The organism is Natrinema sp. SYSU A 869, assembly GCF_019879105.1.
Classification (GTDB): Archaea; Halobacteriota; Halobacteria; order Halobacteriales; family Natrialbaceae; genus Natrinema.
Map to the genome: position 1 here is coordinate 3,127,663 of NZ_CP082249.1, position 18,755 is coordinate 3,146,417.

Here is an 18,755-nt window from a genome sequence, read left to right on the forward strand (position 1 = left end):
GAACGGTCGGCGCGACCGGGTTCCCGTGCCGGAATCGTCTCAGCGACGTGTCGTCCCCTCGCCACGAGTCGGGAGGTGACGATTTAAGGTGATGCCGTTCCACTGTCCGGACAGTATCTACGTATGTCCCATGAGACGGTCTATGCCATCGCGAGCGGGAAAGGCGGTGTCGGGAAGACGACAACGACGGTCAACCTCGGCACAGCGCTGGCCGAGGCCGGCGAGCGCGTCGCGATCGTCGACGCCGACCTCGGCATGGCGAACCTCGCCGGGTTCGTCAGCCTCACCCCTGACTCGACTACCCTACACGACGTGTTAGCCGGAGATGCATCGATCGACGACGCCACTTACCGACTGGCGGACAATATCGTCGCCGTCCCGAGCGGCACGAACCTCGACGAGTACGCCGAAACCTCTCCCGAAGGGCTGCGGGAGGCCGTCGAAGAGTTGCAGTCCCAGTTCGACTACGTCTTTCTCGACGTCGGTGCCGGCATCAGCCACGAGACCGTCCTGCCGCTGGGACTGGCCGACGCCGTCGTCCTCGTCTCGACGCCCGAGCCTGCCGCCGTCCACGACACGAAGAAGACCATCGAACTGACCGATCGCGCCGGCGGCGAGATCGCGGGTCTCGTCCTCACCCGCACCCACCCGGATGGCGACGTTTCTCACGACGAGATCGCCGACCGCCTCGAGGTACCCCTTCTCGGGACGATTCCCGAGGATCCGGCGGCCCGGGACAGCGTCTACGCCGGCACGCCACTGGTCGTCTTCGAGCCCCAGGGTCCCGCGGCGGTCGCCTATCGCCGACTCACAGCGGAGTTGACCGGCGTCGAAATCCCGGTCCCGGCGGACGGCGACGAGAGTGATGCGGAAGAGCATGCCGCGACTGCCGACGCCACCGCGACCGATTCGACCGACGGAGACGACGGACGGGAGGCAGCTCACGACGATGTCTCGAGTGCGATCACGGAAGCCGAATCCGATCCCTGATTCTGTCTCGATTCGACTGCGTTCCGTCGGCCGAAAACCGTACGGTCGTCAGTAATCGGTTCTTTCCGCCCTCGAGTCGCTCCTCGTTTGGTTTCGACTGCTCGAATGCAGTGATTACCACCGGTACGTGACTGTCTTTGGTGGCAGATAGTCACGCTCGCTGTATCGACACTCCTGCCCGAGAACGCACTCCTTTCGATCCGTTTGTCACCCCCTTCCGATGTCGACACAGCGGGTAGTCGGACCCGAATTCGTCGGCCTCGACGACAAAAACAGTAACGAACTGATTACTAATCATGACGGTTCTCGATGGGTCGTCCATGGAGCGACGAAAGATCCTCCTCGGCAGTGGCGCAGCGCTCGCAACCGTGCTCGCGGGTTGTTCCAGTGACGAGACTGACGACGATTCCAACCCGGAGAACGACGACGATGAATCACTCTCTGACGACGGGGGCGACGACACCGGCGACACCGACGAGACCGACGACAAAACCGATATTCCCGGCCTCGACCGCGACAAGCTGAAGGTCGGCAGCGACAAGATGTCGATCAAAGACGTCAACAAGGATGGCGACGAGATCGACGTCGTCGCGACGACGACGACGACCGATCCTGAGACGCTGCGGGCAGAACTGCAGTCCCTCGGGAACACGATCGCCGCAGCGATCACCGACTCCGAGAAGTTCGCGGCCAATATCAACAGCGTCACGTGGGTCCTCGAGCAAGACGGCGCGAAGGTGATGTCGTTCTACGTCGACGTCAAGTGGGCGCTCGCGTACATCAACGACGAGATGAGCGAAGACGAGTTCGTCGAGACCGTCCTCGCGACCACCGACGAAACGCGGTAACTGGTCGCTCAGTTGCGTTGACCGGTTGTTCTTTCGGCTGCAACGACGAACAGCCGTGGGGCCGCCCGGCGTGACAGACGCAGTAGTGAGAGCGATCGTCGCCGATCTTACATCGACCGCGGCGCGGCCACGCCCAGGATCGAGAGGGCGTTCGCGACCGCGTGTTTCGAGGCCGCGACCAGCGCCAGTCGTGCCTCGCGGACCTCGGGGTCGACGTCATCGGAAAGCACCGGACACTCCCGGTAGAAGCCATTGAATCGATCGGCGAACGTCCGGGTATAGGTCGCAATCTGGTGTGGCTCGAGGTCGGCAGCGGCCTCGTCGATGACCGCCGGGAACCGCGCGATCGTCTCGAGCAGGTCCCGTTCGGCCTCGGTCTCGAGCAGGTCGGCGTCGACGGCGGTCTCGACGTCGGCCATCCCAGTCTCGGGGTCGATCCCCGCTTCCTCGAGGATGCCACAGCAGCGCGCGTGGACGTACTGAACGTAGGGCGCGGACTGGGCTTCGAAGTCCAGTGCGCGATCCCACTCGAAGGTGATCGCCTTTGTCGGCTGTTTCGAGACGATGTCGTAGCGGACCGCGCCAATTCCGACCTGGTGGGCGATGCGTTCGATGTCGTCCTCGTCCAGGTCGTCGTCACGGATGCGGTCGTCCAGTCGGTCCTCGACCTCGTCGCGGGCGCGATTGATCGCCTCGTCGAGCAGATCGTCGAGGTCGACGCCGGTTCCCTGGCGCGTGCTCATCTTCCCCTCAGGGAGGTTGACGTACGAGTAGAGCACCTGCCGAAGCTGCTCGGTTTCGTTGCCCAGCAGTTCGAGCGTCGTCCGGACCTGCTTCGCCTGTAGCTTGTGGTCCTCGCCCAGCACCGTCACCGCGCGGTCGTAGTTGTCGAACTTCCATTCGTGGTGGGCCAGATCCCGGGTCGCGTACAGCGAGGTGCTGTCCGAGCGTAGGAAGACGAGGTTCTTATCGATGCCGTGGTCCTCGAGTTCGAGTTGCCAGGCGTCTTCCTCGTAAACCGATTCGTCGAGTTCTTTGAGCCGGTCGACGAGGTCGTCGGTCGCGCCGTTGCGCATGAACCGCGTTTCCTTAACGAACTCATCGAACTCGGCGGGCAGGCGAGCAAGACACTCCGTCATGCCCCCCAACACCTGATCGACGACCTCGCTGACCCGCTCGTAGGCCTCGTCGTCGCCCGCCTCTAAGCCCTGCATGATCGATTCGATCTCGGCCTCGGCTTCCTCGGCCGCCTCGTCGGGCGCGTTCTCGAGGTAGGCATTGCCTTTGCGGTAGTAGCGCACCAGGTCGTACTCGATACGGTCGCGTTCGGGCTCTCCCTCAAGATCGTCCTCGTCGAAGGTCTCGTAGGCCCAGGTGAAGACGGCCATCTGTCGACCGGCGTCGTTGACGTAGTAGTGGCGGTCGACATCATAGCCGGCGAAATCAAGCATATTGGCGACGGCGTCGCCGATGATCGGGTTCCGGGCGCGGCCGACGTGGACCGGCCCCGTCGGATTCGCGCTCGTGTGCTCGACGACGACCGACTCCTCGCGGTCCGAAAGCGCGCCGTACGTCTCGTCGGTTGCCGCCTCGAGCGTCGCCGCGAGATACGTGTCACTCGGCAGGAAGTTGAGATACGGGCCCTGTGTCTGAATCTCGGCAACGTAGGTCAGTTCGTCGGCGTCGATCTCGCCGGCGATCTGCCCGGCGACCTGCGGCGGCGGTGCACCGGCCTCGCCGGCGAGTCGGAACGCCACGTTCGAGGCGAGAACGCTCTCGACGTCGTCCGGCGGTTCTTCGATCCCGAGATCGTCCGTCGGGAAGTCGAGTTCGGAGAGCGCCCCTCGAGGGCGTCCTCGACCTCCGCGCGTAGGGAGAGGAACATACCCGCCCGTATTCAGGGCTCGAGTAAAGGAATGTCGGGTTTCGTCTCGACGGATGTCTCGAGAGTGAGCATTATGTCGAGGGCTACTCGCTCGTTTCCTGCGCCAGCGTCGGTATACGGTGGCGCGCACTGGCAGCCGACTGAGCGAGAGCGAAGGCGGCCGCCAAACCCGTGCGAGGGATGAGCGAGCGACTCCGGAGCGAGCGAATCGGTTGGGGAGGGCGTGGCGATTCCCTGCCGCCACGATAGCAGGACACTTCGTTCACCTCGATTCCGTCAGAACACACTGTTCACACAACGTAGTTGTCGAATCCGACCACACGAGTATCACCACAGCCGAATGATAGACCGATCTCTCTCGTCACTCGAACAGTGCGGCGGCTTCCCGGAACCGCTCCTCGTGGACCGGTCGAAAGGTCTCGTCAGAAGTGTCGAACTCGGCCGGCGTCCAGAATCGAGCGTCCGTCGCGTCGCTGCCCGCATCCGGCCCCCCTCGGCGTCGGCGCGGTCGGCCACGTAGTGGACCGTCACGACGTGTTTGCCCGCTCGAGGCGGCATCGTCGACGCGCTCAGGATCTCGAGGTCGGCGGAATCGACGGCGACGCTGGTCTCCTCAACGAGTTCGCGTGCGGCCGCCGTCGCGGGTTCCTCGCTGATCTCTATGTGGCCGCCGGGAATCGTCCACTCGCCGACCCCGGGCGGGATGCCGCGTTCGACGCAGAGCACTGCCGGCTCCGGCCTTGATCGGTCGACGACCGCGACGCCGGCACAGGGGACTGGGTTGTGCCAGACGATCGCGTCGCAGTCCGGACAGCGCATGCGCTCGCGATTCTCGAAGGTGATCGACTCAAGGTGAGTACCGCAGTCGGGACAGAACGTCGGCGGTCGGCTGACCATCTATCGACGTTTCAGAACCGAACCGTCATAGGGTTTTCAATCCGCTGCCGGTCAGCGGGACGACAACATCGTCGTCGGCATCGATGACGCCATCCTCACGGTACTGCTCGAGCGCCGCCGGCGCGACCGCACAGGTGGGCTCGACGTAAAAGCCATTGCGGTGGAGACGATCCAGCGCGGTCTCGATCGGGTCGTCGCCGAGCGCGATCGCATCGCCGTCGGTCGCCGCGATCGCGTCGAGGATCTCGGTGCCGCGGGCGGGTTCTGTGATCTTGATGCCGTCGGCGATGGCCGTCCGCTCACCCTCCTCGTCGATGGTATCGCCGCCGAGCGCGGCGACGATCGGTGCGTAGCCGGCCGCCTGTGCGCCGAGGAGACGAGGCATTCCGTCGACGATACCGGCCTCGTTGAGCAGGGAGAAGCCCCTATACGCGCCGAGGAAGAGCGTCCCGTGACCGATCGGAAGGACGACGGCGTCGGGGACGGTCCACCCCTGCTGGGCGGCCACCTCGAACGCGAACGTCATCGTCCCGGCGTAGAAGGCAGGATTCCAGGCGTGGCTGGCGTACCAGCCCTCGCCCGCCTGATACGGGACATCGCCCTCGTCGGCCGCCGTCTCGTCGCCGCTCGTGTCGCCTTCGACGGCCTCGAGACAGGCCGCAGTCACGTCTTCTCGGGTCCCCTCGATGCGAACCGGGCGGGCGTCGGCCCGCTGGATCGCCATCAGTTTGGACTGTTTGACGTCCGCCGGGACGTAGATATCCGCGTCGACGCCCGCGCGGGCCGCGTAGGTCGCGATCGATGCGCCTGCGTTGCCCGATGAGTCCTCGATGACCTTCTCGACGCCGAGTTCGATGGCCCGCGAGAGGGTCGTCGTCGCGCCCCGATCCTTGAACGAGCCCGTCGGAAAGACGTACTCGAGTTTGAACTGCGCGTCCCAGTCGGGGGCCTCGACCGTCGGCGTAAAACCCTCATAGAAGGTGACGTGCTGTTCGATCGGGAGGAACTCGAAGAACGTCCACAGCCCCTCGCTGGTATCGAGGCTGTGCAGCGGGAGCGGATCGCCCTGCGGGTGAGGGCGTTCAGTGAACTCCAGTGCGCGGCCACAGCCACAGCGCCACGGTTCGTCCGGCCCGGCCTCGTAGACGGTCCCGCAGTCGGGACAGGTTAGATCGGAGGCCATCTCAGTACTCACCGATGTCGGTTCCGATCGAACAGACGTACTCGCCGGTCGCGACCTGCGGGAGTCGTCGCGCCCGCCAGAGGATGCCCTCGCCGTCGGCCGTCACCTCCGCTTTCGGTTCTCCGAAGGGGGTCGTCACTTCGAACACCGTCTCGCCGGGTCGTACACGGTCGCCGAGTTCCTTGTGCATGGTCACGAGTCCGCCTGCAGGTGCGCCGTACTGCTCGAATCCTCTGGCGCGGGTCTGGGACTCGAGTGGTTGATCTCCCTCGAGGAAGTTGTAGTATCGGAGCACGTTGAACACGCCCGCGACGCCCTTTCGGATGCTCTCCTCGTCCCAGCCGACCGCGCCGCCGAGTTCGGGGTCGACGGTCGGAATTCCGTCGTCGGGGGCCGCGCGAGCCAGTTGGCCATCCGGTCCCTTCTGGTCGAGCACGTACCCGCAGCCGAAGGCCTTCGCGAGCTCGAGACACTGATCGTGGAGTCGATGGCGCTTCCCGCAGCGAACGCGGACCTCGTCTAACATTCGGCTGGTCGATCCCTGGTGGAGATCGAGAATTAGGTCCGCCCTGGTCGCGGCGTCGAACGTCACGGCTGCGATCCGCTCGCTCGAGGTGCCGCCCTCGTTACCGGGATAGGCGCGGTTCATCTTCGTGTCGTCGATCGGATTGCGGTGTTCGGCGACCTGGAACGCGTGATAGTTGACGATCCCGACGATGAGGATCGTCCCCGAGATCTCGGCGGGATCGAGTCGCGGCACGACGCGCTGGACGACGCCGACACCGTTGAGTTCGTCACCGTCACTGGCCGCCTGCATGTAGAGGGTCTTCCCCGCAGCCGCGCCGTTTACTACGGCGACCGGCAGTCCGAACGGGCTCCCATCCCGTGTCTCGCCGATCTCGAGACGGCCCGTATCGATCTCGCCGGGCCCCGCGCTTGCGGTTCCGAGCGTCGTCGTCATATGTCCACCACGATGGATCCGTTTGCCTTTATACTATCCTTTGATCTCGACCAGTGGGCACCGGACGCGAGCGCTCCGGGCCGATCGGTCCGCTTCCGTCGCCGCTCGAGATCGATACTCGATAGTGGTCCCGCCGTACTGTCGTCTGCGGGGACGCCGAGGCACTAATAGCGCTCCAATACAGTTGAATCGCTGTGACACCCACACAGTGCCGATATTCGCGGCTCTCGTTTAGCCGCTGAGAACGGCGCGGAACGCGAACCGGAGGTTCTCCCGTCGCTCCATGACCCGCCGGTAGAAGTAGGACAGCCAGCGGTCGCCGTAGGGGACGTACTGCCAGACTTCGTACTCGTCGGCCAGTTCGTACTGGGTGTCCTCGCGCACGCCCATGAGCATCTGTATCTCGAACTCGGTACCGTGGCGTTCGTGGAGCGCTTTCGCGCGCTCGATCATTGCCGGATCGTGGCTCCCCACCCCGATCCCGCCGTCGTAGTGCTCGAACGCGTACTCGAGCAGGTCACGATACTCCCGATCGATCCGCGCGGAATCGGTGTAGGCCACGTCGGACGACGGATCGTAGGCCCCTTTGACGAATCGGACCTTGCCGGGGACGTCGGCGAGACGTCTGACATCGGCTCGCGTCCGTCGGAGATTCGCCTGGACGCAGATACCGACGCCGCCCCCGTATTCGTGGGCGAACGCTTCGAACGCGTCCAGCGTCGCGTCGGTCGTCGTGTGGTCCTCCATATCGACCCAGACGAAGACGCCGTGTTCGGCCGCCGCGTCGACGATGTCGGCCAGCTCCGCCCGGAAGACGTCCTCGCCGAGGTCCAGGCCCAGTTGCGAGGGCTTGACGGAGATGCAGCCCTCGAGTCCGGAACCCGCGATATCGGCGACGAGCCGTCGGTACTCGGCGGCGTCGGCTTCGACGGGGTCGCGCTCGTCGTAGTGTTCCCCGAGCAGGTTGACGATGGCCTTCACATTGTGGTCGTTCAGTTGGCGGACGTGCTCGAGCGCTTCCGCAGGAGATTCCCCCGCGACGAACCGGTTCGCGATGGGCGGGATCATATCAGATATACTGGTCGCCACGCGTAAGGTTGTTCCTCCGTTTCTCGGCGACAGCCGCCTCCGTCGACCTGACTCGTCGCCGATTCGCGCGATTCGTTCGATGACCGTGCGAACGCCCTGCAGTCGCTTTCGCGGGTGGTCGGTGTGGAGGGATCCGCCGTCCGCTCACCGGTTCGCGTGTTCAGGATGACGTTCGGCGAACACCGGCCAAACGGGATCAGAAGGACCGCACCGACCGCCAAGAACGCGACGAGCGCCAGCGTAGTCGGCAGTCCGAGCCACCAGAGGCCGATCGTAATCCCGGCCGTCATAGCCACGTACGCACAGAATGCGGCCTGAACACCGCCGAAACCGTGGATTCCGTCAGCGGGTAACATTCGTCCCCTCCTTGTCGCCGAAGTCACATAAATTATCCTAATTATTCCAACTCCGGTACGGACCGTTCCGTTCGTCCGACGAATAGTCAAACCGGGTACCGGAGATGGCTCGCTCAGTCGCTCCCACGAAACCGGAGACGAAATTCGTGTCCGGCGTTTCCCGTATCAGGTTTCGACACACAGGTTGTTATCGATAATTGTATACAGCCTGCATAGATATTGTGGACAAGTTATTTATAATTGTTTCACCTGCCCATACGTATGACGGCAGGACCGCCGATCGACGAACTCCACTTCGAGGATGCACCAGACGTCGACTCCGTCCCTGGCCCGAACACCCGGGCGCTGCTCGAGAAACAGCGGGAGATCGACAGCAGTGCGGTCGCCTACCCGGACGACATCCCGATCGCCTTCGAGGAGGGGAAGGGTGCCACGGTTCGCGACGCTGACGGCAACACCTACATCGACCTCTTCGCGGGGATTGGCGTGCTCAACGTCGGCCACTCGAACCCCTACGTGCTCGAGGCGGTCCACGAGCAGGCCGACAAGTTCGTCCACACGGTCGACTTCCCGACCGAAGCGCGTCTCGAGCTGATCGAGAAACTCGACGAGATCGCGCCCGACGGCCTACAGGGGCAGAACAAGGTTGTCTTCGGCGGTCCGACCGGTAGCGACGCGATCGAAGCCTCGATCAAGCTGTCGAAGTACAACACCGGCGGCGACGGCCTCATCGCGTTCCGCGGTGCCTACCACGGCGCGACGACCGGCGCGATGAGCGTCACGTCGAACAAGAAGTTCAAGGAACATTACACGCCGCTGCTCTCCGACGTCGTCCACGCGCCGTACCCCCACCCTTTCCGACAGGACAAGACGCCTGAGGACGCGGTTGACCATGCGCTCGAGGAGGTCCAGGCGATCGTCGAGGACCCCTATGGCGGGCTGGCGAATCCCGCAGGGATCATCGTCGAACCGATCCAGGGAGAGGGCGGTATCGTCACGCCGCCAGCGGGCTTCCTGCAGGGGCTGCGCGACATCGCCGACGACAACGACGTGACACTCGTCTTCGACGAGATCCAGAGCGGCCTCGGCCGCACCGGCCAGTGGTGGGCCAGCGATTGGGACGGCGTCGCTCCCGACGTGATGACGAGCGCGAAGGCGCTGGGTGGCGTCGGCTTCCCACTCTCGGCGACGATGTACCACGAGGATCTGGACACGTGGGGCCCGGGCGACCATGCCGGCACCTATCGGGGCCACGTCGTCGGGATGCGCGCCGGTACCCGTGCCATCGAGTACATTCAGGACCACGATCTCCTCGCGCACGCCCGCGACCTCGGCGACTACATTCAAGGCCGACTCCGCGAAGCCAGCGAGGGCAACGACCGACTCGCCGACGTCCGCGGCAAGGGCCTGTTCATCGGTGCGGAGTTCGTCGATGCAGACGGGAAGCCCGACGGCGACCTTGTCGACGCGATCCAGCAGTACTGCTTCGAACGCGGCGTCCTGATCTGGACGGCCGGTCGCCACGGCAACGTGCTCCGGTTCCTGCCGCCGCTGGTGCTCACCCACGAGCTGGCCGAGACGGCGCTCAACGTCGTCGTCGAGGCGATCGAGCAGGTGACTGAGGAAGCGAAACAAGCGGCCTGAATCTCGAGCGACGAGAACGAGTTCCATGTCCGACATCGACTCCATCGAGACCGACGACGCACCGAGCACCGACAACCCCTACTCGCAGGGGATTCGCGCCGGCGAGACGCTGTACGTCTCCGGCTACGGCCCCGTCGATCCCGAGACGGGCGCGGTTGTGAAAGGCGACGTCGAAACCCAGACCGGGCGGGTACTCGACAACATCGCCGCCGTCGTCGCGGAAGCCGGCGGTGACGGCCTCGCCGACGTGGTCAAAGTGACCGTCTACCTGACCGACCTCGCAGACTACGAGCGGGTCAACGAGGCCTACGGCGCGCGCTTCGGCGAGGAGCCGCCGGCTCGAGTCTGCGTGGAGGTCTCGCGGCTCCCCGAGGACGTCCGCGTCGAACTCGACGCCATCGCGTACCTCGGCTAACGGTGCGACGGTCGAGAGAGGCCGGCTCGATCACACCAGTTCGGGGGCGAACGGGTAGCGCCACGCCTCGCCGAAGATGGCCTTCGCCATCGCGACGATCCAGACGAAGACGCTGAAGAATCCGAGGAAGATTGCGACGAACGCCAGTGCGAAGACGGGGAGGAAGACGGCGGTTTCGACTATCCCCGGGAGTGCGACGTACTCGAACAGCGCGTCCAGTCCGAACACGAGGACAAACGTCGCGAGGAACGACCCGCTGACGAACAGGTGCCAGTCGAGTGCGTTCCGAGCGTTGGCTCGCGTGAACTCGTGATTCGAGACCGCGTAAATAACGACGGTAGCGATCAGTCCGACGAGCGGCAGTATCGCGATGAAATGGACGAAGATCCCCAGGAGCGTCCGCTCCGCGAGGATCGACGGGCCGGGTTCGGTCGTGGACGAGTCGGTCGGTGACGGGTTCGTTGACATGGGTTTGAATTCAGCAGGTGGTTCGTGAGACGTGCGCGTTACTTCGGACCGGATCGATCGGGCGTCGGGACGGCTCCGTTGACGCCCTCGTCACGGACTTTTCGAGCGAGGCGCTCGGCACCGAGGAGGACTAGACAGGCGACGAAGAGGTTGCCGGCGGCCGCCAGCAGTCCATGACTCGCCTCGACGGGAGCGTCCATCGACAGGACGATCATCCCGACGCCGACGCAGAACAGCACTAGGCTGAGCTGGAAGCCCGCCAGCACCAGCGTCCTGATGCCGGCCGAATTCCGGAGTCGGAGGAAGTCCGCCAACGACAGGGTCTCGAGTGGCGAGTCGTGATCGAGCGCGCGTTGCCCCTCCGGCGAGAGCGGCCACGGCGATTCCGGGTGGTTAACGTAGTACAGTGTGATCGTCTCCGGATAGGTCTCTGCGGCGACGACGTCGATCTCTCGGAGCTCGTTGAGCCGATTCCGCACGGTCTCCTTGCTGACGGTCGGGCTGACGCGAGACTGAAGTTGCTGGATCGAAAAGAACGGCCGGTCGGACTCGATCATGACCTCGACGACGTGTCGCTGCGTGAGTTTCTTGTCGAGTGTTGGATCGATCCGCTCGTCGATCCACGTCGGGAGGGTTGCCATCGTTGATAGAACAATCGTGGGCGATAAATTAAACCCCCAGATGAATTTGGTGGGCACCAAACACGACTTTGCGCCCGCAAAACCCCTCGTTTACTGGTTGAACGCGCGACTGAACAGCCCCTCATAGCGGGCACACGTTCGACGTGTCCGCTGAGGGTGGGCTCGAGTCAGGATTAGTCTCGCCGCGAGCGAACCCGTCGCGCGGTCCGTTCGGCGATCCGGATCACGACACAGAACAAGAGTAGGTTCAGTGCGGCGGTCCAGAGACCGTGGTCGCTGTGGACCGGTGCATCGAGTCCGGCGGCGGACAGGACGATCCCGAGCGTGAACAGCACCAGACTGAGTTGATAGCCCGCGAGAACGAGTGTCCTTATCGCGCCAGACTCTCGAAGCAAGAGGAAGTCGCTCGCCGAGAGGTGATCGAGCGGATTCGCCGGCGACCGTGCCCGCGGTTCGCCCGGGTGATGTGATTCGGCTCGTCGCGGACGGTGATGTGATTCGGCTCGTCTCAGACGGTCGATATAGTAGAGCGTCGTCGCCGCCGGAACCGTCTCGATGGCGACAACGTCGCGTTCGTGGAGTTCCTCGAGTCGATTCCGGACCTGTCCCTCGCTGGCGTCCGGGCCGATTTGCGCTCGAAGCTGGAATGCCGAGAAAGAAGGGGCGGTCCGCTGCCAGCATCGCCTCGACGACGCGGCGCTGTGTGAGCGCGCGGCTCGGTTCCGTGTCGATCCGATCCTCGATCCACGCTGGAAGCGTCGACATGTGTACGACCGCGCTCGACTCGGTATCGCATAAATCCCCGCCAGAATTTGGCGGACGCCGACCGCCCCTCGAGTGACGACGGCCGATTTCGAACCGTGAATCGAACGCCGGCAGTGGTTCGCGGACGCCTTTTGGTGCGTGGCGGCCACCGAATTCACGTCTGGATTTACGCTCAGTAATAAGACTCTATGCCAACGGGAGCGCCACTGCACGCTCCGATAGTAACCACTGACAGTCACTGTACACCTGATCGCATGACAGCTGTGCGATCAGCGTGTAAATCGTTTCAGTGGCTACTATATGTGGCCGCCCCTTCGGCCCTCCACGGGATTTCGTCCAATCGCGTTAGTCCTTTGTTTCCGTGTCGAGAGTCCGGGTCGAACACCGTTTGATCCCCGATGCTCTCCATTGATCGTGCGTAATCAGTATACGATTATTGACTATGACTAAGTGTCTCGCGCGCGTAGATGCGGCAAGAATGTCCTACGACGTGCGAACCAGATTGAGTGATCTCCGGCGGGCATTTCACCGCCATCCCGAACCCGGCTGGCGCGAGTTTCGGACGACCGCGCGCGTCGTCGAGGAACTCGAGCGGATCGGCGTCGACGAGATCGCTGTCGGCCGCGAGGTCCTGGCGACCGACGCACGGATGGCCGTTCCGTCCGATGCCGACCTCGAGCCGTGGCTCGAGCGCGCTCGCGAAGCGGGGGTCCGATCGAACATCCTCGAGCGCACTGCCGGTGGGCATACAGGCGTCGTCGCGACCCTTGAGCAGGGAATGGGCCCCTGTATTGGGCTGCGCGTCGATCTCGATGCGATCTCGATGCGGGAGTCCGACGAGAGCGATCACCGGCCGGCAGCGGAGGGGTTCCGATCCGAACACGACGGCTACATGCACGCTTGCGGCCACGACGCCCACCTCGCAATGGCGCTGGGCACGCTCGAGGCGGTGAAGGAAAGCGACTTTTCTGGGACGCTGAAGGTGTTCTTCCAGCCCGCCGAGGAGATCTCCGGCGGGGGGAAGGCGATGGCCGAGAGTGGTTACCTCGACGACGTCGACTACCTGCTGGCGGTCCACATCGGGCTGGATCACCCGACTGGCGAGGTCGTCGCGGGGATCGAAAAGCCGCTGGCGATGGCCCACCTGACTGCGACCTTCGAGGGCGCGAGCGCCCATGCGGGGAAGGCACCGAACGAGGGGGCAAACGCCATACAGGCCGCGGCGACCGCGATCCAGAACGCGTATGCTATCCCTCGACACAGCGAGGGGATGACGCGGGTGAACGTCGGCTGTATCGAGGGCGGCACCGCGAGCAACGTCATCGCCGAGGAGGTCGCGATCGAGGCCGAGGTCCGCGGCGAGACCACCTCATTGATGGAGTACACGCGCACGGAACTCGAGCGAGTGCTGTACGCCGCCGCCGAGATGCACGACTGCGACGTGACGCCGCGGGTGATCAGCGAGTCGCCACGGGTCGACAGCCATCCCGCGCTGCGAGATCTCGTCGGCAACGTCGCCTGGGAGGTCGACGGCGTCGAGCGAGTGATTTCGAGCGAGGAGTTCGGCGTGAGCGAGGACGTGACCTATCTGATGCAGCGCGTCCAGGACGACGACGGCCTCGCCTCGTACGTCCTCGTCGGCACCGACCACCCGACTAGCCACCACACGCCGACGTTCGATATCGACGAGGAAAGCCTCGAGATCGGGGTGGCGCTGCTGTCGGAAACGGCGACTGAACTCTCCCGTCGCCGGCCGTGAGACGGCGGTCCCAGCTTGTGAATTGTTCGTCTGAAATCACGTTCGCCGGATGGGAAACGTTAATTCGACCGCTCTCCGTGTATTCCCTATGAGCCAGGACGACGTGCCGGAGTCGCTGCGGACGGCGGCGGACTCGGATCGCCCGCGCGGAGTTCTCACGCCCTCCGACCGCGACTTTCTGCTCGGTCGGAAGACGGACTACACGGATCACTCAAAGAAACAAAAGCGAAACCGAATCCGACGGCGCGTCAGGAACGCAATCCTCGATTTCAGCATTCTGTTCGAGTACATGGAGGAGCGCGACCGAGAGACGGTCTTCGATCCCGACGACGAGGACCGCGACGCCTACACGCAGGGAATCACCGATATGCTTGCCTTCCTCCACCTCGGGACGATGGGGTATCACACCCCGTTCAAGGACATGCTTTCCGAGGGCGTTGGGAAGGCCGAACAGCGACTCGCCGGCTCGAACTACCGGATGGTCAACGTCGAGTTCAACGTCGAGCCGGTCGGCCAGATTGACGTCGACGAAGTCGTCGACAAACTCGAGAACGAAGAGTTCGCACAGCTGACCGACGAGGAACTCCGGGCGTTCGTGCGTCTGCTGACAATGTCCGACGGCTTCTCGCCGGAAGACACTCGCGAAGAGATCAAGGATCGCGTCGACGAATTCGCGGAGCGAGTTGCCGAGAGCACCGAATCCCGCGAACAGACCCTCGACGAACTGACGAACTGACGAACGCGGATCCGAAATCGATTTTCGAGTACGGGTGTCGATCCCTCACTGCTAGCACGCCGTCAAATCGATCGGTATTTCGCTCCATCGCGTCGGTGACTGATCGATACCGGGTTGCGATCGAGTGTCTAAATTGGCAATTTCTGATCAGCTTGTGGCTGGATTGTCGTGTATATGCGGTTACTGGTGCTGGATATGGCATTCAGGAGCGCCATCTGCTCGTCTCTCGAGCGAACATTCAATAAACACAATCTGTAGATACTTTCGCACTGTGAGAAACACTTATTGTGTACGCTTCCGATTAACTCGGTATGCCATCACGCAGCATGGTGTCTGCCAGGTGGAGACACGGTCAATCAGCACGCTGCCGTCCGAGTACGGGGGTGAGTTGATGAGCGACGCCGAGGGCGGAATGGTCAACGAGTTCCTCGAGGAGATCGATCCGATCGTCTTCGCGTTCGGGGCGTTGTTGACCGTCGGCGTGATCGCGACGTTCTTCATCAACCAGAGTCTCGTCGAGAACACCATTTCGGCGCTCAATACGGCGATGCTCGAGTACCTGAACTGGGCACTGCTGGCGATCGTGTTCGCGATTGTTGTCTTCCTGTTGTTCCTAATCGTCAGTCCGTGGGGCAAACTTCGCTTCGGTGACGATCCGCCCGAGTACAGCTTCCTCTCGTTCTTCGCGATGTTGTACTCCGCAGGCTTCGCGGCAGGTGTCGTGTTCTGGGGGCCGACCGAGGCACTGTTCTACTACGACAACCCGTCACCGCTGTTCGACGTCGGTAGTCAGTCGGGCGCGGCGATGAGCATCGCCATACAACAGACGCTCTTCCACTGGGCGCTGCCGCAGCTGGCCGTGTTCACGATCATGGGGATCGCGATCGGCTACTTCGCGTACAACTACGACGGCGTCCCCCTCCGAGTATCCTCGGCGCTCACGCCGATCCTCGGGAAGGAGAACCTGGACGGGCCGGTCGCGAAGGTCATCGACATTCTCGCCGTCTTCGCGACCATCGGTGGCGTCGCGACGTCGCTGGGCTTCATCGGGAGCCAGTTCGTCAGCGGCCTCAACTACCAGTGGGGAATCGACCTCGGTAACGTCGGGATCATCCTCGTGGTGACGACGATGACGCTCCTGTTTACCCTCTCGATGGTGCTCGGGGTCGACAAGGGGATCCGTCGACTCTCGAACTTCAACATGATCCTCTTCGTCATCCTGTTGGTCGCGACCTTCATCGTCGGACCATCGATCTTCCTGGTCCTGCTCGGAACGCAGGCAATCGGCGGGATGATCACCGACTTCGTCTCGATGAGTCTCTTTACCGGTGCCGGCATCGAAGGTGGCACCGAGTGGGCGAACACCTGGACCGTCTTCTACTGGGCGTGGGCGCTCTCGTGGTCTCCGTTCGCGGGACTGTTCATCGCGCGGATTTCCCGCGGCCGAAGCGTTCGCGAGGTCGCATTCACCGGTATCGTCGCGACCTCGGCAGCGACGATTCCGTGGTTCATTTCGCTCGGCGGAACGGCCGTCTGGATGCAGCACAACGGGATCGCCGACTTCAGTCAGGTGATGGCCTTCGAGCTCGGCGCTGAAACGACCGGCTTCATCATGTTCGACGCGTTCCCGCTCGGGACGGTGTTCATGGTCGCGTTCATGCTCCTCGTCACGACGTTCTTCATTACGTCCGCGGACTCGTCGACGCTCGCCGTCTCGATGATGACGACCGGCGGGAAGGCGAGCCCGTCGAACATCAACCGGATCTTCTGGGGCGTCGTCCTCGGCATGACCGCCGCGATCCTCATGATTCTCGGCGGCGTTAGCGCATTGCAGTCGGCGGCGATCATCACCGGTGCGCCGTTCGCCTTCGTCTGCTTCTTCGCGATGCTCGGACTGATCAAACACTTCAGTTCGACCGAAGGCCGCCTGCTACTGCAAGAGGAAACCGTCCTCATCGGCTCGAGCCGGAAGACCGAACCGGAGTCGCCGTCCGGTCCCGGCGGGCCGGTCGAAACCGACGACGATTGAGCCGTCCGCGGCCCTCCACCTCGCTGGCCGACGATCCGTCTCGGCCGTCATGCTGTTACCGTTTTTGGCACGCGGGAAGCGACAGCGGTCATCACTGCGGTCGTCCACACACCGTCTCGCCAACCCATAACAAGATTTAATGTATGAGGTACACATAAATTGTGTATGGATAGGGACACGGCGGAACCCAATGCGGACGCGCTTCCGGGTCCGAACGCGCAGCAGTGGGTCGACTTCCACCAGGAGCACTCCGCACCCAGCGAGTACTCCCACGACTTCGTCTGGGACGTGACGCGGGAGGCCGACGGCCCGTTCGTGACGGACGTCGACGGGAATGTTCTCCTCGACTTCACCTGTCACATCGGCGCGGCACCGCTGGGCTACAATAACGCGAAAGTCCTCGACAAAGTCCGCGAGTTCGACCTCGTCGAACCGATGAAGATCGCGGGCCAGGACATGTACTTCGGCTCCGGCCCGAGTCCCGACGAGGCCGACATCCCCAGCTCGAGTCACCTCATGGAGAAACTCACCGAGGTCTCGAGTCAGTACGGGATGGACACCGTCTTCCTCTCGAACTCCGGTGCGGAGGCAATGGAGAACGCGATGAAGATCACCAATGACTACCGCGCGCCGGCCAAGTACGGGGTCGCCTTTGCGGGCAGCTTCCACGGCCGCACGCTCGGGACCCTCTCGCTGACGAAGTCCAAGGAGGTCTACACGCGCCACTACCCCGAAATCAGCGGGATCGAGACGGTGCCGTTCTGTGCCGATCGGGGCTGTGACGCCGACAGCTGCGACTGCGGCTTCTTCGCGGGCGGCGGCTCGCAGCTCCGCACCATGCTCGCACCCGAAGGCGGTCACATCGACCCCGACGAGGTCGCCTTCATCGCGCTCGAGCCGATTCAGGGCGTCGGCGGCTACCGGTTCCCCAGTGAAGCGTTCATGCAGGAGGTCGCGGACGTCACCGACACCTACGACATCCCGCTGGTCGTCGACGAGATCCAGTCCGGTATCGGCCGCACCGGCGAGATCTGGGCTTCCGATCACTACCCCATCGAACCCGACGTCATCGCCAGCGCGAAGGCCCTGCGCGTCGGCGCGACGATTTCACGGTCCGAGGTCTTCCCCAGCGAGAAGAACCGGCTCGGATCGACCTTCGGCGGCGGCGACATGCTCGGCTCGATGATGGGCGCGTTCACACTCGAGGCGATCGAGGAACACGATCTGCTCGACAACGCCACCCGACGGGGTGAACAGGCGAAAGAAATCCTGCGCGACGATGCGTCCAACTCCGTCGTGGACGTCCGCGGCAAGGGCCTGATGCTCGCCGTCGAGTTCGATACCCCGGAGCGTCGGTCCGCCGTGGTCGAGGCGGCCCTCAAGCGCGGCCTGCTGACGCTGGGCTGTGGGAAGAAAACCATCCGTCTGCTCCCGCCGCTGGACTCGAGCGAACGCGAGATCGAGTTAGGGATCAGTATTTTCCTCGAGGCGATCGAGGCTGTCGGCCCGAGCGCGAAAGTGGCGTGATTCGGTCCTGAGTTTTCGGTTATCAATTTTCGTTTTTCGCGGTGGCTCGAGTGTATCGCAGATCGCTGCTGAACAGTCCGATAAACGAATACTGTTTCATCGATTCACTTTCGTGTGACAGAGCCATCATCACACAAATATTAGTGGACGACGTGCATCTCGACCCGTACCGGCGGTCCTCTTGCGATGGCGCGCGCTGTGACAAGGTGAGCCACTGGCGAACCGTGGCTCGAGCCTGCGCGAGGTCTTCGTGAACGGAGTGAACGAAGGCGTGGAAGACGTGAAGCGTCTTCCTGTGGATGAGTGAAGGAGCAACGCGATTGAGCGAATCGGCTGGGGAGGGCGTGGAAATTCCGTGTTGCCAGCACGAGCAGCGCGCTCATTTCCGCCGACGAACAGCTCGGGGGTAGTGACCCCGTTGGACACTCACAAACCGTGGCAACGAGGAGAGCCATACCCTCCCCACCCGATTCGTTCGCTCCTACGGTCGCTCACTCATCCCTCGCGGTAGTCAAACCGCGACCCCGTCGCGGTTCAGCGCGCTAATAGTGTTCGGTCAGTC

At 63.4% G+C, this 18,755-nt stretch carries 15 protein-coding genes and 2 pseudogenes; 8 read left to right on the forward strand and 9 right to left on the reverse strand.

All coding sequences use genetic code 11. The features are described from left to right. The first annotated feature begins 123 nt into the window (after window positions 1-123). Together minD and K6I40_RS23625 are read left to right on the forward strand one after the other, a co-directional pair. On the forward strand, window positions 124-990 hold the full coding sequence (minD, locus tag K6I40_RS23620) for a cell division ATPase MinD (RefSeq protein WP_222917280.1): 867 nt from the start codon (window positions 124-126) through the stop codon (window positions 988-990). 320 nt (window positions 991-1,310) lie between these two features. After that, window positions 1,311-1,838, forward strand: coding sequence for a hypothetical protein (locus K6I40_RS23625; protein ID WP_222920447.1), 528 nt, complete (start codon window positions 1,311-1,313; stop codon window positions 1,836-1,838). Window positions 1,839-1,945: 107 nt separating this feature from the next. Here the strand turns inward: K6I40_RS23625 and argS are convergent. The 6 genes and pseudogenes from argS to K6I40_RS23655 all read right to left on the reverse strand — a co-directional run bounded on the left by argS (window position 1,946) and on the right by K6I40_RS23655 (window position 8,209). Next, window positions 1,946-3,723, reverse strand: a pseudogene (gene argS, locus K6I40_RS23630) (arginine--tRNA ligase). 361 nt (window positions 3,724-4,084) lie between these two features. Next, window positions 4,085-4,620, reverse strand: a pseudogene (locus tag K6I40_RS23635) (NUDIX domain-containing protein). Between the two features lie 25 nt (window positions 4,621-4,645). Next, complete coding sequence (locus K6I40_RS23640; protein ID WP_222917282.1) at window positions 4,646-5,803, reverse strand: pyridoxal-phosphate dependent enzyme; 1,158 nt, start codon at window positions 5,801-5,803, stop codon at window positions 4,646-4,648. Between the two features lies 1 nt (window position 5,804). Then, window positions 5,805-6,764 carry a succinylglutamate desuccinylase/aspartoacylase family protein gene (locus K6I40_RS23645; protein ID WP_222917291.1) on the reverse strand — a complete coding sequence of 320 codons (960 nt, stop codon included), beginning with the start codon at window positions 6,762-6,764 and terminating at the stop codon, window positions 5,805-5,807. A 231-nt stretch (window positions 6,765-6,995) separates the two neighbouring features. Beyond that, on the reverse strand, window positions 6,996-7,832 hold the full coding sequence (locus K6I40_RS23650; RefSeq protein WP_222917293.1) for a proline dehydrogenase family protein: 837 nt from the start codon (window positions 7,830-7,832) through the stop codon (window positions 6,996-6,998). Continuing rightward, a complete protein-coding gene (locus K6I40_RS23655) occupies window positions 7,829-8,209 on the reverse strand; it encodes a hypothetical protein (RefSeq protein ID WP_222917297.1) in 381 nt (126 codons plus the stop codon). Before K6I40_RS23655 ends, K6I40_RS23650 begins: the two co-directional genes overlap by 4 nt. Window positions 8,210-8,470: 261 nt before the next feature. Between K6I40_RS23655 and K6I40_RS23660 the strand changes: the two genes are divergently transcribed. Beyond that, window positions 8,471-9,853, forward strand: coding sequence for an aspartate aminotransferase family protein (locus K6I40_RS23660; protein ID WP_222917300.1), 1,383 nt, complete (start codon window positions 8,471-8,473; stop codon window positions 9,851-9,853). A gap of 25 nt (window positions 9,854-9,878) precedes the next feature. Then, window positions 9,879-10,268 (forward strand): Rid family detoxifying hydrolase, encoded by a 390-nt coding sequence (locus K6I40_RS23665; protein ID WP_222917303.1) that lies wholly within the window; start codon window positions 9,879-9,881, stop codon window positions 10,266-10,268. Between the two features lie 30 nt (window positions 10,269-10,298). On the opposite strand, the gene K6I40_RS23670 is transcribed toward K6I40_RS23665, so the two are convergent. The 3 genes from K6I40_RS23670 to K6I40_RS23680 all read right to left on the reverse strand — a co-directional run bounded on the left by K6I40_RS23670 (window position 10,299) and on the right by K6I40_RS23680 (window position 12,291). Further along, window positions 10,299-10,736: a DUF4870 domain-containing protein gene (locus K6I40_RS23670; protein ID WP_222917312.1), complete on the reverse strand. Its 438-nt coding sequence runs from the start codon at window positions 10,734-10,736 to the stop codon at window positions 10,299-10,301. Window positions 10,737-10,774: 38 nt separating this feature from the next. Then, on the reverse strand, window positions 10,775-11,377 hold the full coding sequence (locus tag K6I40_RS23675; protein WP_222917315.1) for a hypothetical protein: 603 nt from the start codon (window positions 11,375-11,377) through the stop codon (window positions 10,775-10,777). A gap of 173 nt (window positions 11,378-11,550) precedes the next feature. Continuing rightward, window positions 11,551-12,291 (reverse strand): hypothetical protein, encoded by a 741-nt coding sequence (locus K6I40_RS23680; RefSeq protein ID WP_345779409.1) that lies wholly within the window; start codon window positions 12,289-12,291, stop codon window positions 11,551-11,553. Between the two features lie 329 nt (window positions 12,292-12,620). Between K6I40_RS23680 and K6I40_RS23685 the strand changes: the two genes are divergently transcribed. From K6I40_RS23685 to K6I40_RS23700, 4 genes are all read left to right on the forward strand, one after another. Further along, the gene (locus K6I40_RS23685) at window positions 12,621-13,901 is read left to right on the forward strand and encodes an amidohydrolase (RefSeq protein WP_222917317.1); all 1,281 of its coding nucleotides are present in this window, start codon (window positions 12,621-12,623) and stop codon (window positions 13,899-13,901) included. Window positions 13,902-13,989: 88 nt separating this feature from the next. Further along, on the forward strand, window positions 13,990-14,637 hold the full coding sequence (locus K6I40_RS23690; RefSeq protein ID WP_222917319.1) for a hypothetical protein: 648 nt from the start codon (window positions 13,990-13,992) through the stop codon (window positions 14,635-14,637). Between the two features lie 391 nt (window positions 14,638-15,028). After that, the gene (locus tag K6I40_RS23695; RefSeq protein WP_222917321.1) at window positions 15,029-16,666 is read left to right on the forward strand and encodes a BCCT family transporter; all 1,638 of its coding nucleotides are present in this window, start codon (window positions 15,029-15,031) and stop codon (window positions 16,664-16,666) included. Between the two features lie 165 nt (window positions 16,667-16,831). Further along, complete coding sequence (locus tag K6I40_RS23700; protein WP_222917327.1) at window positions 16,832-18,193, forward strand: aminotransferase class III-fold pyridoxal phosphate-dependent enzyme; 1,362 nt, start codon at window positions 16,832-16,834, stop codon at window positions 18,191-18,193. The last annotated feature ends 562 nt before the right edge of the window (window positions 18,194-18,755 follow it).

What these genes read in the sequence shown, in the direction of transcription:
- minD (WP_222917280.1), top strand. Translation starts at nt 124, where the DNA reads ATGTCCCATGAGACGGTCTATGCCATCGCGAGCGGGAAAGGCGGTGTC.
- K6I40_RS23625 (WP_222920447.1), top strand. Translation starts at nt 1,311, where the DNA reads ATGGAGCGACGAAAGATCCTCCTCGGCAGTGGCGCAGCGCTCGCAACC.
- K6I40_RS23640 (WP_222917282.1), bottom strand. Translation starts at nt 5,803, where the DNA reads ATGGCCTCCGATCTAACCTGTCCCGACTGCGGGACCGTCTACGAGGCC.
- K6I40_RS23645 (WP_222917291.1), bottom strand. Translation starts at nt 6,764, where the DNA reads ATGACGACGACGCTCGGAACCGCAAGCGCGGGGCCCGGCGAGATCGAT.
- K6I40_RS23650 (WP_222917293.1), bottom strand. Translation starts at nt 7,832, where the DNA reads ATGATCCCGCCCATCGCGAACCGGTTCGTCGCGGGGGAATCTCCTGCG.
- K6I40_RS23655 (WP_222917297.1), bottom strand. Translation starts at nt 8,209, where the DNA reads ATGTTACCCGCTGACGGAATCCACGGTTTCGGCGGTGTTCAGGCCGCA.
- K6I40_RS23660 (WP_222917300.1), top strand. Translation starts at nt 8,471, where the DNA reads ATGACGGCAGGACCGCCGATCGACGAACTCCACTTCGAGGATGCACCA.
- K6I40_RS23665 (WP_222917303.1), top strand. Translation starts at nt 9,879, where the DNA reads ATGTCCGACATCGACTCCATCGAGACCGACGACGCACCGAGCACCGAC.
- K6I40_RS23670 (WP_222917312.1), bottom strand. Translation starts at nt 10,736, where the DNA reads ATGTCAACGAACCCGTCACCGACCGACTCGTCCACGACCGAACCCGGC.
- K6I40_RS23675 (WP_222917315.1), bottom strand. Translation starts at nt 11,377, where the DNA reads ATGGCAACCCTCCCGACGTGGATCGACGAGCGGATCGATCCAACACTC.
- K6I40_RS23685 (WP_222917317.1), top strand. Translation starts at nt 12,621, where the DNA reads ATGTCCTACGACGTGCGAACCAGATTGAGTGATCTCCGGCGGGCATTT.
- K6I40_RS23690 (WP_222917319.1), top strand. Translation starts at nt 13,990, where the DNA reads ATGAGCCAGGACGACGTGCCGGAGTCGCTGCGGACGGCGGCGGACTCG.
- K6I40_RS23695 (WP_222917321.1), top strand. Translation starts at nt 15,029, where the DNA reads ATGAGCGACGCCGAGGGCGGAATGGTCAACGAGTTCCTCGAGGAGATC.
- K6I40_RS23700 (WP_222917327.1), top strand. Translation starts at nt 16,832, where the DNA reads ATGGATAGGGACACGGCGGAACCCAATGCGGACGCGCTTCCGGGTCCG.